The 13931-nt window shown below is 56.8% G+C and carries 11 protein-coding genes; 7 read left to right on the top strand and 4 right to left on the bottom strand.

All coding sequences use genetic code 11. The features are described 5' to 3' along the window. Nucleotides 1-6: 6 nt before the first annotated feature. A complete protein-coding gene (locus ACXM2N_RS11010) occupies nt 7-1038 on the top strand; it encodes an aspartate-semialdehyde dehydrogenase (protein WP_458488672.1) in 1032 nt (343 codons plus the stop codon). A gap of 312 nt (nt 1039-1350) precedes the next feature. On the opposite strand, the gene ACXM2N_RS11005 is transcribed toward ACXM2N_RS11010, so the two are convergent. Beyond that, nucleotides 1351-2721 carry a YkvI family membrane protein gene (locus ACXM2N_RS11005; protein WP_458488670.1) on the bottom strand — a complete coding sequence of 457 codons (1371 nt, stop codon included), beginning with the start codon at nt 2719-2721 and terminating at the stop codon, nt 1351-1353. 633 nt (nt 2722-3354) lie between these two features. Beyond that, complete coding sequence (locus ACXM2N_RS11000; protein ID WP_458488668.1) at nt 3355-3948, bottom strand: RNA polymerase sigma factor; 594 nt, start codon at nt 3946-3948, stop codon at nt 3355-3357. 318 nt (nt 3949-4266) lie between these two features. Here ACXM2N_RS11000 and ACXM2N_RS10995 point away from each other — a divergent pair, with 318 nt between their 5' ends. The 4 genes from ACXM2N_RS10995 (at nt 4267) to ACXM2N_RS10980 (ending at nt 9485) form a co-directional block, all read left to right on the top strand. Beyond that, nucleotides 4267-5838, top strand: coding sequence for a catalase (locus ACXM2N_RS10995; RefSeq protein ID WP_458488666.1), 1572 nt, complete (start codon nt 4267-4269; stop codon nt 5836-5838). 174 nt (nt 5839-6012) lie between these two features. Beyond that, the gene (locus ACXM2N_RS10990; protein WP_458488664.1) at nt 6013-6762 is read left to right on the top strand and encodes a glycerophosphodiester phosphodiesterase family protein; all 750 of its coding nucleotides are present in this window, start codon (nt 6013-6015) and stop codon (nt 6760-6762) included. Between the two features lie 44 nt (nt 6763-6806). After that, a complete protein-coding gene (locus tag ACXM2N_RS10985) occupies nt 6807-7721 on the top strand; it encodes a DUF5926 family protein (RefSeq protein ID WP_458488662.1) in 915 nt (304 codons plus the stop codon). Nucleotides 7722-7955: 234 nt separating this feature from the next. Then, nucleotides 7956-9485: an alanine/glycine:cation symporter family protein gene (locus ACXM2N_RS10980; RefSeq protein ID WP_458488660.1), complete on the top strand. Its 1530-nt coding sequence runs from the start codon at nt 7956-7958 to the stop codon at nt 9483-9485. Between the two features lie 292 nt (nt 9486-9777). Here ACXM2N_RS10980 and ACXM2N_RS10975 read toward each other — a convergent pair whose 3' ends face one another. After that, on the bottom strand, nt 9778-11196 hold the full coding sequence (locus ACXM2N_RS10975; protein WP_458488658.1) for an LCP family glycopolymer transferase: 1419 nt from the start codon (nt 11194-11196) through the stop codon (nt 9778-9780). A gap of 67 nt (nt 11197-11263) precedes the next feature. Next, nucleotides 11264-12031, bottom strand: a complete 768-nt coding sequence (locus ACXM2N_RS10970) for a CPBP family intramembrane glutamic endopeptidase (protein WP_458488656.1) — start codon at nt 12029-12031, stop codon at nt 11264-11266. Between the two features lie 219 nt (nt 12032-12250). Here ACXM2N_RS10970 and pheA point away from each other — a divergent pair, with 219 nt between their 5' ends. Together pheA and ACXM2N_RS10960 are read left to right on the top strand one after the other, a co-directional pair. Next, nucleotides 12251-13195, top strand: a complete 945-nt coding sequence (gene pheA / locus ACXM2N_RS10965; RefSeq protein WP_458491148.1) for a prephenate dehydratase — start codon at nt 12251-12253, stop codon at nt 13193-13195. Between the two features lie 3 nt (nt 13196-13198). Next, entirely contained in the window at nt 13199-13846 is a 648-nt protein-coding gene (locus tag ACXM2N_RS10960; RefSeq protein ID WP_458488654.1) for a histidine phosphatase family protein, read from the top strand. Nucleotides 13847-13931 lie beyond the last annotated feature (85 nt).

The raw sequence follows: 13931 nt of genomic DNA, 5'->3' as shown, positions 1-13931 counted from the left end.
TTCATCATGACCACCGTTGCTGTTGTAGGCGCAACCGGCCAAGTGGGCCGCGTCATGCGCACCCTATTGGAAGAGCGCGACTTCCCCACTGACAAGGTTCGTTTTTTCTCATCTTCGCGCTCCGCAGGAACCACCCTCACCTTCCGCGGTGAGGAAATTGAGGTCGAGGACGTAGCAGCTCAGACCGAGCAGTCCCTCGCTGGTATCGATATCGCTCTATTCTCCGCAGGCGGTGCTGCTTCTAAGGAGTACGCACCACTGTTCGCGGCTGCTGGCGCAAAGGTAGTAGACAACTCCTCAGCATGGCGCAAAGACGACGATTGCCCCCTGATCGTTTCCGAGGTCAACGGCGAGGCCGCACAGAACCTGCCAAAGGGCATCATCGCCAACCCAAACTGCACCACCATGGCAATCATGCCAGTCATGAAGGTGCTTCACGACGCAGCGGGCCTCACCAAGATGCACGTTGCTTCCTACCAAGCAGTATCCGGCTCCGGCCTCGCCGGCGTTGAGACCCTGATCAAGCAGACATCCGAGATCGGCGACCGCGCCGTAGAGCTCGTCCACGACGGCTCCGCGCTCGACACCGAAGAGTTTGGCCCATACGTAGCGCCAATCGCCTTCAACGCACTGCCATTCGCGGGTAACCTGGTAGAAGACGGCTCAGAAGAAACTGACGAAGAGCAGAAGCTGCGCAACGAGTCCCGCAAGATCCTAGGCATCCCAGAGCTCAAGGTAGCGGGCACATGCGTGCGCATCCCAGTCTTCACCGGCCACACCATGGTCGTGCACGCCGAATTCGATTCCCCAATCACGCCAGCTCAAGCAAGCCAGCTCCTAGAAGCTGCACCTGGTGTGAAGGTAGTGGACGTACCAACCCCGCTGGCTGCTGCAGGTAAAGACGAATCTCTTGTAGGCCGCATCCGCCAAGATCAGACTGTTGACGACAACAAGGGGCTAGTCCTCGTTGTCTCCGGCGACAACCTGCGCAAGGGAGCTGCGCTTAACGCAATTCAGATCGCGGAGCTGCTTACTTAAAGTAACGTTGCGTTCCTTATAACCCCACCCCACGAGTGCACCTGGCTTTAGAGTTCCGGGGCGGCCGCGGGGTGGGGCTTCTTTGTCTTCGCTTCCGCTAGGGTTCAGAGGATGGTTGCAACTCGAAGTCTGCCGGAAGGTGTTGCTACGGGCATGCAGAAGCCATGGGCTAGGGGAGCGGGGAGGGGACCCTGCTCCTCAGTTGGTTCCTTCTATCCCTCCACCCCTACAGACGCGAAACACCGCTGAACCCCATTCGGTTGCGATGTGGGGAATCAGCGGTGTTAATGGAACCTACAGAGAGGGCAGGGGCTAGTCCTGCTTTTCCGTCTTCTTCGTAGCAGCGTTCTTGCGCTGCTCGTGCTCTTCCTGTGTCATTGGCTCGGTGTGCTTGACGTAGGTGACGGATGGGGCTGGGTCTTCGCGGTCGAAGTCCACCAGTTCATCATCGTTTTCGAGCTCTTCGTAGATCTCCTCCTTAATGGCTTCCACGAAGTCTGGGTTGTCCATGTTGGAGGCAGTTGCCAGCTTGGTCAGTTCCTTCTTGTTCTTCATGGTGAAGCGCTTGCGAGGGTCGAGCTTCCGAGACATCAGCTTACGAGCGCGCATGCGGCGGGCAGATTCCTCGTTGAGCTTCGTGCGATTCTTAAGCCAAGAGATGGACATAACCACGATGACCAGCAGGCCGAGGTAGCCCAGGATAGGGTAAACGCCAGCCACGAGCTCCTTGAAGCCGATGAAGGAAAGGACGAAGCCCAGGAGGCAGGAGACCACGTAAGCCAGGTAGAACTTCTCTGGCTTGTTACGAGTCAGGCGCTTTGCCATTGCGTAGAACATGCCTACCGCGGTGTTGAAGACCATGCCGAAGATGGCGATGGTCATAGGGTAGGTAAGTGCTGGGTGGATTTGGTTGATCATTTCCAGAACCGGCAGGTCCACGCCGTTGACCTCAGGTGCAACGAGGAAGAGTGACAACGCCAGCAACGTCAGCAGAACGAGGTAGATGACGCCGGCGAACACGCCACCGAGGCCAACAGAGCGTCCATCCAAGAAGTTGCCACCAATAACAATGGACATAGATACGGCGCACAGAACGTTGAGGCCGGTGTAGTTCAGCGCGGAAACCCACCAGTTAGGCAGGGTAGATTGCACGTTGTTGCTGGTGTAATCATTCATCGCAGCGAAATCGATGTCAGCGGTGACGATGGTGAAAACCGTTGCAGCGACGATGAACAGGATGATGAATGGGGTGATCGTTCCGATCACCTTTGTCACCTTATCGACGTCAAGCAGGCCGGTTGCCAGCACCAGCACCAGCATGATGAGCGCACCAATCCAAATAGGCAGGCCGAACTGCTGGTTCAGGTTGGAGCCGCCACCGGCAAACATGACGAAGCCAATGGAAAAGAGTGTGACCAAAGTGGACCAGTCCATAATCTTGGAGGTGATTGGTCCCGATACCTTGTCGTACACCGCGGTATGTTCCTCAGCCTGGAAGTAAGATCCCAGCTGCAAAATAGCGATGCCACTGATGGTCATGAGGGTAGCGGCCAGCGCTACACCCCAGAATCCCATCGTGCCAAAGGATACGAAGTACTGCATTGCCTCCTGGCCGGAGGCGAAGCCCGCGCCGACGATTACGCCGGTAAACGCCATGGAAATGGCGAGAGCGCGTTTGAACATGGGTGGTGTTCTCCATCTCTGCACGCGCCAAGGCCCCCGCCTAGTCGTGGGTTCACTGAACAGACGCTGCGCGCGTGAGTTCCCGCGTGGGGGCCTTGGGTCGACTTTCGATTTGTCGCGTGAAAATCACAACTAGAATAATCAGCGCACGCGACCAATTCCGAATTAACTATGCGATTTCAGCCCCGTCCCCCATGCTTTTCTAGGGCAGTTTCCGCAGCTTGAGGCGCATTAACTGATGTAGTTATTGGTCAAAGTAACAATTTGGTTATCGTGATCTATGTCATGGCGAGTGCCGGTATTTCGCATAGATTCATGCGGTGCTGGGCGGTCAAAACGCTTTGGGCGCAATTGAAATGATGTGTGCAGTCCACAGCTTCCTTAAGGCGAGCCATCCACGATGCGTTCTAACGAAGTGCCCTAGATAGCGTTGAGCCCAATTGTTACTGAAAGACAGTGTGAAGATGAACCGGCACCATGGGGTGAACTCTGGCTGATAGCTACATGGGTAGTACTTGTGAAGCCGAGGTGGCCACAGCGTGAATAGGCCTCCGCCAGCGGGCGTGTAGTAATTCGCACTTCCTCAGTGCTGGTCCGACGTGTCTGCGACGTGTAGTCGTAGACACGTGGTCATCAATTCTTAGATTCCTGCTGTTTTGGGTCTTTGCCGTCTTCTTTGCCACTGCCCGCAGATTCAATGATGTCAGCGCGAGCGCGTGCAACGCGCGAGCGGATAGTGCCCACGCGGACGTCGGCGATTTTTGCAGCCTCCTCGTAGGAGAAGCCTAAAACCTGGGTGAGCACGAGTGCCTCGCGACGATCGGCCGGGAGCGCGTCGATAAGGATTCGCATGTCTACCCACTCAGACCAGGCGGATTCTGTGGGGGTGTCCACGTTCTCCACCTCAGCATGGGACTTTTTGGGCCGTGCCATGTCGTAGCGGATGTTATCTACCCAGACGCGCCGAGCTAAGGAGAGTAGCCATGTGCGGGCTGATGAGCGCGCAGCGAAGCGGGGCAGTGCGCCGATGACGCGAAGGTAGGTTTCCTGGGTGAGGTCATCTGCGATCTCGACGCCACCGAGATGCGCGAGTAGACGCCAGACATCGGTCTGCGTGAGTTTAATGAATTCTGTGAGGGCTGCTTTATCCCCGCGACCCGCAGCGAGCGCAAGTTCGGTCACGTGGGCGTCGTGGGCCTCACTGTGATTTCCCGCGCTAAAACTCATATAGGGAAGTTTAACACCGGCGTTTTAGCGGTCTTTGTTAACAAGCTAGCGTGGCGAAAAACGACCACCCGCCGGCTGGTTCGCATCATTTCCACCGAGGTGAAAGCTTTATTTTCCTGTCTCTCAGGGCCCGTTCAGTGCGTTGATTTAGGCAAGTGGGGGCCTGTTTGCGGGGTGAACTTTAGTTTTAGAAGGTGGTCGTATTCCTTGAAAGGTTACCTACCCGTCCGTAGACTGGCGAGAGTAGATCAACTTATGAATTCCACCGCGAATAATTAGGTTACCCTATATTCGCATCACCTAAGAAAGAGAGAGTCTATGACCTCCGAAGCAGACAAGGTCGTTAATCGCGGCGTACGTGAGCCAGGCGGCGCACAAACCACCCGCCCATCCGGCCAGCCAGTAGCGTCCGAGAACATCTCCATTACTGCAGGCCCTCAGGGCCCATCCGTTCTCAATGACCTCCACCTGATTGAGAAGCTCGCTCACTTTAACCGCGAGCGCGTCCCAGAGCGCACCCCACACGCAAAGGGCCACGGTGCGTTTGGTGAGCTCCACATCACCGAAGATGTTTCCAAGTACACCAAGGCAAAGCTGTTCCAGAAGGGCACCGTTACCCCAATGGTGGCACGCTTCTCTACCGTAGCTGGCGAGCAGGGCTCCCCAGATACCTGGCGTGACGTCCACGGCTTCGCACTGCGCTTCTACACTGAGGACGGCAACTACGACATCGTTGGTAACAACACCCCAACGTTCTTCATCCGCGATGGCATCAAGTTCCCAGATTTCATCCACTCCCAGAAGCGTGACTTCACCGGTCTGCGCAACCCTGACATGCAGTGGGACTTCTGGACTCGTACTCCTGAGTCCGCACACCAAGTCACCTACCTGATGGGCGACCGCGGTACTCCTAAGACTTCCCGTCACCAGGACGGCTTCGGCTCCCACACCTTCCAGTGGGTCAACGAAGAAGGCGACGCAGTGTGGATCAAGTACCACTTCAAGACTCGCCAGGGCTGGGAGTGCTTCACCGACGCTGAGGCAGAGGAGATGGCCGGCAAGAACGCTGACTACCACCGTGAGGACTTGCGCGAAGCAATCGACCGCGGCGACTTCCCAATCTGGGACGTCAAGGTTCAGATCATGCCACCAGAGGACGTGGAAAACTACCGCTGGAACCCATTCGATCTCACCAAGACCTGGTCTCAGAAGGACTACCCACTGATCCCAGTTGGTTACTTTGTTCTGAACAAGAACCCACGCAACTTCTTCGCTCAGATCGAGCAGCTGGCACTGGATCCAGGCAACATCGTCCCAGGTGTTGGCCTGTCCCCAGACCGCATGCTCATGGCTCGTGCGTTCGCCTACGCTGATCAGCAGCGCTACCGCATCGGACCAAACTACAAGCAGATCCCTGTGAACCAGCCGATCAACAAGGTCAACACCTACGAGCATGAGGGTCCAATGCAGTACCTCTTCAACGACGAGGCTGACCCTGTTCACACACCAAACCGCCACGCCAAGGGCGCTGGCTACCTGGATGACGGCGGCGAGACCTCCCTGTCCGGCCAGACTCTAGGCCAGGCAAATGACCTGTTTGTTAACCCTGACCCACACGGCACTGACCTGGTACGTGCTGCATACGTTCAGCACAAGGATGATGATGACTTCATTCAGGCAGGTATCTTGGTTCGCGAGGTCATGGATGACGCAGCTCGCGAGCGCCTGGCAAACAACATTGCTGGTGCGATGGAAGGCGTTTCCCCAGAGACCGAGCTTCGTTGCTACGAGTACTGGACCAATGTAGACCCAGACTTGGGTAAGCGCGTTGAGGTTATCTTCAAGGCTAAGGCTGAAGAAGATAAGCGCGACGAGCTCGAAGAGAAGTAAGCTTTACTTCGCCTAGGCCCGCCACATCTCTTTCGAGGTGTGGCGGGCCTTCTTCATAGATACCCCGCGATTAACTCGCGCCCTCGAAAAACCAACGCTGGCGCTTTAAAACGGGGTGCCGCTTCTGCTTCCTATAACTACTATCGGTAGCGGGACTACATTCTTGGAGGAATTGTGAAGATTGTCGCGCACCGTGGCTTTAATGGCAGGTTTCCGGAGATGACGGAGGTGGCATACCGTCGCGCATTGGAATTGCCGATTCATGGTGTGGAGTGTGACATCCGCTTGACCAAGGACGGGCACCTCGTGTGCCTGCACGATAAGTCCCTCCTGCGCTTGGGTGGTGTACTCAAGCTAGTGGAGCACATGAAACTGGAGCAGATCCGAAAGATCTGCATCTCTGATGAAACGTGCGAGGAAGATTCGTTCCACTGCGCAATTACGCTGGAAGAACTGTTAGATATGGTCTTTGAAACTGAAGACAAGCATATCTACATCGAGCCAAAGCACCCGTCCCTCCACGGCGGGAAACTGGAGCGTGCGCTCATTGCTCTCCTTAGAGAAAAGGGCCTAGTGGATAGCGATAGGATCCATGTCATTGGTTTCTCGCATAAGTCCATGATGCGTATTCATCGCCATGCACCGAAGCTGGAGACGTTCTACTTGCGCAGGGATTGGGAGCGCAAGGTTAATAAAAAGGACTTTATGTTCTCGAGGCCTTCCGGAACGGGCATATCGTTGGCCTTTGCTAAGCTGCGTACATCGATCTTGGAGTCAAAGCACAACGTTCGCTACATGTACACAGTGAATGAGCCTGAGGATATGATCTTCGCCCGCGACAATGGCTTAGACATTATTGCGACAGACTTTCCTGACGTGGCCTTGGAAACTCTAGGCTCAGAAGGGCAAACCTGCGCCTCTTAAACTGAGGTGGTTAAATGGCGATTTCCTAAGGTAGACTGCACCCCATGGCCAAGAAGAACAAGAAGAAAGAGCAGCTGCCTGAGGGCATGAGCCGCCGTCAGGCGAAGCTTGCTGCACGTGCCGCTGAGCGTGCTGCTCTAGAACGCGAACCACGCCCATACGATGGACTGTCTTTTGAAACTGACCTGGTAGCGATGCAGGAGTTTGTTCCTTCCGCGGTAACCAAGGTTGAGGTTAAGGACTGTGAACGCGATGTCTACCTGTGCACCGTGCTGCCAGGTGGTTCCGCGGCACTGGTTCGTGACGAGCAGGCAGGCGGCGCAGCGTATGTTGCCCTCCAGACCCAGACTCGTTCCCAGAATCCCGGTCGCGATCTGGCTTACGCCTTGAACTGGGCTAAGAATGCTCAGCCCGGTGAGGCTCTAGAGACCGGCATTTCTGATGGCTCCCAGCCTGCGCTGAAGGACCTGCTGGTTGAGGATCAGGCTCTCGACATTGCAGAGTACGACAACTTCAATTGGTGGATCCCAGAAGGTGCCCAGATCAACCCTCAGTATGCTCGCGCTATTGAGGCGGCAAACGATTCCGTCTTGCCGAGCCACCAGATCAAGGCAAATGTGCCTGGCACCGTGTGGTGGATTGACCCAGGCGAGAAAGCTCATATTCGTTGGGTTCGTGATGAAAATGAGGAGAGCGTTCTTCGCGCACTTGCTCGCATCGCTGCCCGTGGTGAGCTGAAGCTGGGCCAGGAAACCAAGTTTGCCGGTGTTTTCCGCACTCACGGTCTGGTTGTTCCTGTTTGGGACCTGGATCCGAAGCGCGATTACACCGACTACGCTGCAGACCTTGAGGCCCTGGACAAGCTGATCGTGGCTGAGCTTGGAAACGATGAGCAGTTGAGCGCTGATGAGCGTCGTCAGTTGGAGAACATCAAGTCCCGACAGGTGACCATCCGCTAAATCGGCTCTTGCTTTACCGCCGCGCATTCCCTCGTGGAATGTGCGGCGTTTTGCATATGAGCGTGGTGCCTAAGGTGCGACGGGGGAAGGGTTTGGGGGTAAGAAATTACTGGTAATCGAGAAAATTATATCTGTAGGTCTATAGTTAAAGAACCTTTACCCGTATACTTCACATTTTCCTGAGTTTAGCTAGGCAAACACCTCGTTTTCCGTGCAAGCTCAAGGAGGTTAGCAATGTCCAGCATTATCGATTCTCTGAATACCGTCATCTGGTCACCCGCCCTAGTGTTCCTCTGCCTAGGCGCAGGCATCTTCTTCACGCTCAGGACTGGTTTCCTGCAGATCCGTTGTCTTCCAGATATGATTCGCCAACTGTGGAAGGGGGAAAAATCCGAGTCCGGTATTTCCTCTTTTCAGTCTCTGATGATTTCCCTCGCCGGCCGTGTGGGTGTGGGTAACATTTCCGGTGTTGCTACAGCGATTGCGTTTGGTGGCCCAGGTGCCGTCTTCTGGATGTGGGTTGTGGCTTTGCTTGGTTCCGCTACCTCCTTTGTCGAGTGCTGCTTGGCGCAGATTTACAAGGAGAAGGACCGGGACACCGGTGAGTACCGTGGTGGTCCTGCCTACTACATTGAGAAGGCCTACAAGCACACCTCTGCAGCTCCGTTCATGCTGTTCTATGCAATCCTCTTTGCAATTTGCATGATCCTGGCTACCTCCTATTTCCTGCCAGGAGTTCAGGCCAATGGTGTCTCCGCGGCGGTAGAGAACGCGTGGAATATTGATACCAAGTGGACTGCACTTGCCATGGTTGTGATCTTGGGCGTCATTATCATCGGTGGTATCAAGCGAATCGCTAACTTCGCCAGCATGGTTGTCCCAGTCATGGCAGTTCTGTACATCATCGTCGCGATTGTCGTTCTGTTTATGAACTTCGACCAAATCCCAGAAGTGTTCGGCCTGATCTTTAAGTCGGCTTTCGATTTGAACTCCACCTTCGCCGGTATGCTCGGTGTGGCAATCATGTGGGGCGTTAAGCGTGGTATCTACTCCAACGAGGCTGGCCAGGGTACGGGCCCACAGTCTGCAGCAGCAGCCGAGGTTTCCCACCCTGCAAAGCAGGGCTTTGTACAGGCATTCGCTGTCTACATTGACACCCTGTTCGTATGCTCTGCTACCGCGTTCATCATCATCTCCACTGACATGTACAAGGTATTTGAGGGCGAGTCCGAAGACGGCGCAATCATCTACCAAGGTGCAACCATCGGTGACGTTCCAGTAGGCCCTGGATTTGTCCAGGCAGGCCTGGACTCCTACGCCGACGGTTTGGGTGCTGCGTTCGTTGCGCTGGCAATCTCGTTCTTCGCATTCACCACGGTTGTTGCGTACTACTACTTGGCCGAGGTGAACTTCACCTACCTCAACCGCTGGGTCCAGAACCCAGCTGCACGTCGCACGATCATCTGGGCACTGCGAATTCTCATCCTGATCTCCGTCTACATCGGTGCAACCACCACTCCTGGTGATGCATGGCTGCTCGGTGACATTGGCGTGGGTGCTACCGCTTGGCTCAACATCGTGGCCATCCTCATCCTGCAGGTTCCAGCACTCAAGGCGCTCAAGGACTACAGCCAGCAGAAGAAGGCCGGCTTTGAGCCACAATTTGATCCCGAGGCGCTGGGAATCAAGAATGCGGACTTCTGGGTAGAACGCAAGGCCCGCCTTGAGGCAGAAGGCCAGTTCATTCAAAAGATTGAGAAGTAGAAGCCTAGCTTCAGGCGCGATCCGTCCTTTCTCCTTGGTGGGAAAGGGCGGATTTCCGTTTACCATCCGTGGGCACCTTTAACCGCGAAAGGTCCTCATACTGAAGGTGGCGTAACTCTGCGGATGGGGGCAAGCGGGCTTTCGTGGACAGCCCAGAGCCAACGCCTTGCGGAGGTAAACCAGTAGTGAGCAACTCGCAGTTCTTAACTCGCACGCACAACGCTTACGGGATAAATACTACTGCCCTGCTAGCTGTAGCTAGCAGGGCAGGGATCGAGAATTCGGTGCTGGTCTACCGCAGACGTGCGAACAATTGTTGGGATTGTTCTTGGTCCCACATCACCACGGAACCAACCTCGGTGTCGGCGAATCCGGAGTATGGGACGGTGACGGTCTCTACGCCGGAGCGCATAGCAAGCGCGACGCGGAGCAGGTTCCATACGTGATCGCTCTCGCCCACGGTAAAGGACTGTGCAACGGCCTTAATGGTAGGGAAGCCTCGGAAAGGATTACCGTAGGTGCCTAGGGTGGTTACTTTATTCACGAGGGCGCTGAAGAACTCTCGTTGGCGTTGTACGCGGTCGATATCGCCGAGGCCGGTGGCGCGGGTGCGCACGTAGCCAAGGGCGGTGGGGCCGTCCATGGTCTGGCAGCCAGCCTGAATCTCGAGCCCTGCGAGTGGATCTGAAATTCCTTCAGCAGGGCAGATCTCGATGCCACCTACGGCATCAACCACGTTGGCGAGGCCTCCCATCCCAATTTCCGCATAGTGGTCAATTCGAAGGCCGGTGTTCTGCTCTACCGTCTGTGCAAGCAGCGGCGCACCACCATAGGTGAAGGCGGCGTTGATCTTGTCTTGTCCGTAACCGGGTATTTGGACGTAGGAATCGCGTGGGAGGGACACGAGCGTTGCCTTACCCGCATTGGGGATGTGCAACACCATGATGGTGTCCGTGCGCTTGGAACCAATGTCACCGCCGGTGCCCAAGCGGTTGGCTTCTTCATCGGTGAAGCCCTGGCGGGAATCGGATCCTACGAGCAGCCAGTTCGTGCCCGCTGTGTTAGCGATCTGGTTCGGTGATTGTGCCTGGGTGCGTTCCAGCTGGGAATCTAGCCAGAACACGCCCGCTATGTTGAGCACCAAGACAATGACAACAAGCCAGATTGCGCTTGTTGCGCACCCCGCTGGGCGCAGCTTGACGGGATTGCGCCTTTTTTCATCCAAGGCTTTGAGGAACCTATTGGAGAGCTGGTAGCTAGGCGCCTGTGGTGCGGCGTTGTAGGCGCGTTGCTGTTCATAGCGCTGACGTTCTAGGCGTGCGCGTTCCGCCTCAGTGGGAATGTACTGCTGCGGGCGCTGCTGGTTGCGTGCCTGCGCCGCGGCGACCGGATCGGCTGGCCCTTGGTAGGGCTGGCCAGCCTGGTGTTGGCGCCGTCCGGCGTAGTCTACGGAACGTGGTTCATTGAAGCCACCGCGCTGTGGGCCTTGAGGGCTCTGGGCTGGGCGTTGCGCGGGGAACTCGTGCGGGTCGCGTGGGGAGTTGGGCGAGCTAGGCGCGTTACGGGGCCCCTGCTGCGCGGTTGGCTGGTCGCGGCGTGGCCGGCGCTGGGCTTGGCGACGCCGAACTGGTCGGCCGTAACGGTCGACTATCGGTTTTCCATCGGGTCCGAGGATGTACTCATCGCGAAAAGAAGGGCCCTCGTAAGTCATGAATATAAGGGTAGCGCGTCATCCGCCAAAAACACATCTGTCACAACAGCCCCATCACGCCGGCATCTTACAATCCCAGCCAACTCAGGTTGCCGCCCAAGGCTGAATAACCCACGAACGCCACCGCATCAATCAGGAAGTGAGCAATCACCAACGGCCACACGCGCCCTGTTTTGTAGAAGTAGTAGGAAAAAACGACACCCATGATGATGTTGCCCAGGCCCGCAGAGATTCCCTGATACAAGTGGTAACTTCCGCGCAAGATGGAACTGGCGGCGATGATGACGGGCAGGCTCCAACCCAGCTGCGTGAGCCTAGTCATGAGCCACAGCACCACGACGATTTCCTCGCCAAAGGCGTTTGCGGCTGACCATACTAGCAGCGCGCCGTCCTCCCACCAGCGCGCATCAAGGCCGGTGGGGATTACCTCTTTAGATAGGCCGAGCTTCACCGCGGTGACGTAGAACGCGAGGCCGGGCAGGCCGATCAGCGCTGCGAGGCCCGCGCCGTGGGCCCAGTTGCGTGCGTCGATAAGCCCGTGAAGACGCGGCAGCGGTGTGGGCCGGCCCTTGTAGGAAACATTGGCGAGCAGAAAGAGCGCGAGCATTCCCCATCCGAATAATACCGCTGCGCTGCATAACTGCAGGAGGGCGTCAATCCACGGGACCACGGCTTGAGAGCTGTTCAAGGTGGTGGTCTGATCACTGAGTGGGCGTGGATCAATAAGCGCAGAGATTAATCGAAGTGCTGATCGCACGCCGGACATGCCGAACGTGAGGACGAGCACCAGGGTGATCTCACGGGTAAGTCGGCTGCGATCATTCATGCTGATCATGTGTGCTCTCCTCATCTCAACGTTCGTGGTTAGGGCGGGGCCTAGCCACAGCGGTGTGGATGCCCCGGTGCTGGATCCGGATACCCTGCGTGAGTGGGAGGCCCCACGGTCTACTCAACCCATGCGCAGCTGGAGCCCAACCCCCGCAGATCAACTGAACCAAGCTGGGACATAACAGGCAAGCCTAGCGCCACGTGGTTTAAGCTAAACATCATGAGCGTGACAGTTGCCTATCTTGGACCACAAGGAACATTCACCGAAGCCGCCGTCTGGGCCTTCGCGCGCCGGGGGTGCTTTGGCGTAGAGGAGCAGGAAGTGGAACTTCTTGCATGCTCCAGCCCTAAGGAAGCCATCGATGCGGTTCGTATAAGTAACGCAACGTTCGCTTGCGTCGCTATAGAGAACTCCGTGGATGGCTCTGTGACCCCCACCTTTGATGCCTTGGCATCGGGCGACGCCGTTCAGATCTATCACGAGCACGATCTGCCCATCGCTTTCGCCATGATGGTGCCTAGCAGCACGTCGCTTGCCGACGTCCGCACGGTGGCCACCCATCCCGTTGCCTACCAGCAGGTGAAGGGGTGGCTAGCCAAGCACGTTCCGCAGCATGAGTTCGTTGCCGCTTCCTCCAACGCGGCGGCGGCCCAGATGGTTGCCGAAGGCAAAGCAGATATGGCGGCGGCGCCGGAGCGCGCCGCCGAGCTGTTCGGCCTTGAGGTAGTTGAAGACGGCGTGGCTGATGTGGCCGGTGCGCGTACGCGCTTTGTGGTGGTGGGAAAGCCAGGAGTGCCCACCTCTGCCACCGGATGTGACCGTACTGCCTTGATGTTTACCCTGCACAATGAGCCAGGTGCGTTGGTGCGTGCACTGAATGAGTTCGCATTGCGCGGGGTGGACCTGTCGCGCATTGAGTCTCGCCCCATCGAAGACGGCTTGGGTACCTACCGTTTCTATGTCCATTTGAACGGTCATGTTGCGGAGGACACCGTTGCTGAAGCGTTGCGCGCCCTGCACCAGCGCAGCGAAATCATCTCCTTCTTAGGATCATGGCCTGTGGCAAGCGCTTCCGAACGCGAGCGACTATTGGCGGAAACGCGCGACACTGACAGCTTCACCAATGCAAGCGCATGGGTGGAGGCAATTCGTGCTGGACAGGGGGAATAACTCATGGGACGGATCATATTAGTTCGCCACGGCCAGACCTTCTCCAATGAAGCGCGCATACTGGACACCCGCCCACCTGGTGCGGAACTGACGGATCTGGGCAAGCAGCAAGCCATTGATGCTGGTGTGCGCCTTGCGCAGGAATCACAAAACCTCACCGGCGTCACAAGCGCGGTAGCTATCCGTACCCAACAGACAGCCCAGCGTATCGTGGCATCGTATGAGCGTGAACGCGGGTTGCCTGAAGGTTCCATCGCCGTGGACGTTAGATTCGGGCTGCACGAAATCTTTGTGGGTGACTACGAGGGGAGAAGGGATGAGGAAGCCCATCACGCTTACTACGAGTCACTGACCACATGGATGCACGGCGGGTTGGACCATAGCTTGCCGGGCGGCGAGTCCCCTCATGATGTTATTGCCCGCTACCAGCCGTTCTTGGAGGAGGTTGCGGCGAAGTTAGGCGAAGATGAGGACCATCTGGTGGTCTGTCATGGCGGCGTCATCCGCATCGTTGGGCAAAACAGCTCGGATGTTCCTGACGCCATCGCGTACGAAACCTACATGGCCAACTGTAAATATGTTGTCCTTGACGTCAGCGAGGGCACGTTTGGGCAGTGGCACTGCGAAAGCTGGGCTGGGGTAAAGCTCTAAGGAGGCAGGCGCGGAGAGGGCTCGGCAGAAAGCCCGCCGTTTTTACTTGCACGCATGTGGGTGGAGTGGGGTTCATTCGAACATC

The organism is Corynebacterium sp. ZY180755 (assembly GCF_054331495.1).
The sequence above is the reverse complement of the archived record's forward strand: the minus strand, read 5'-3'. Positions and strand labels throughout refer to the sequence as shown.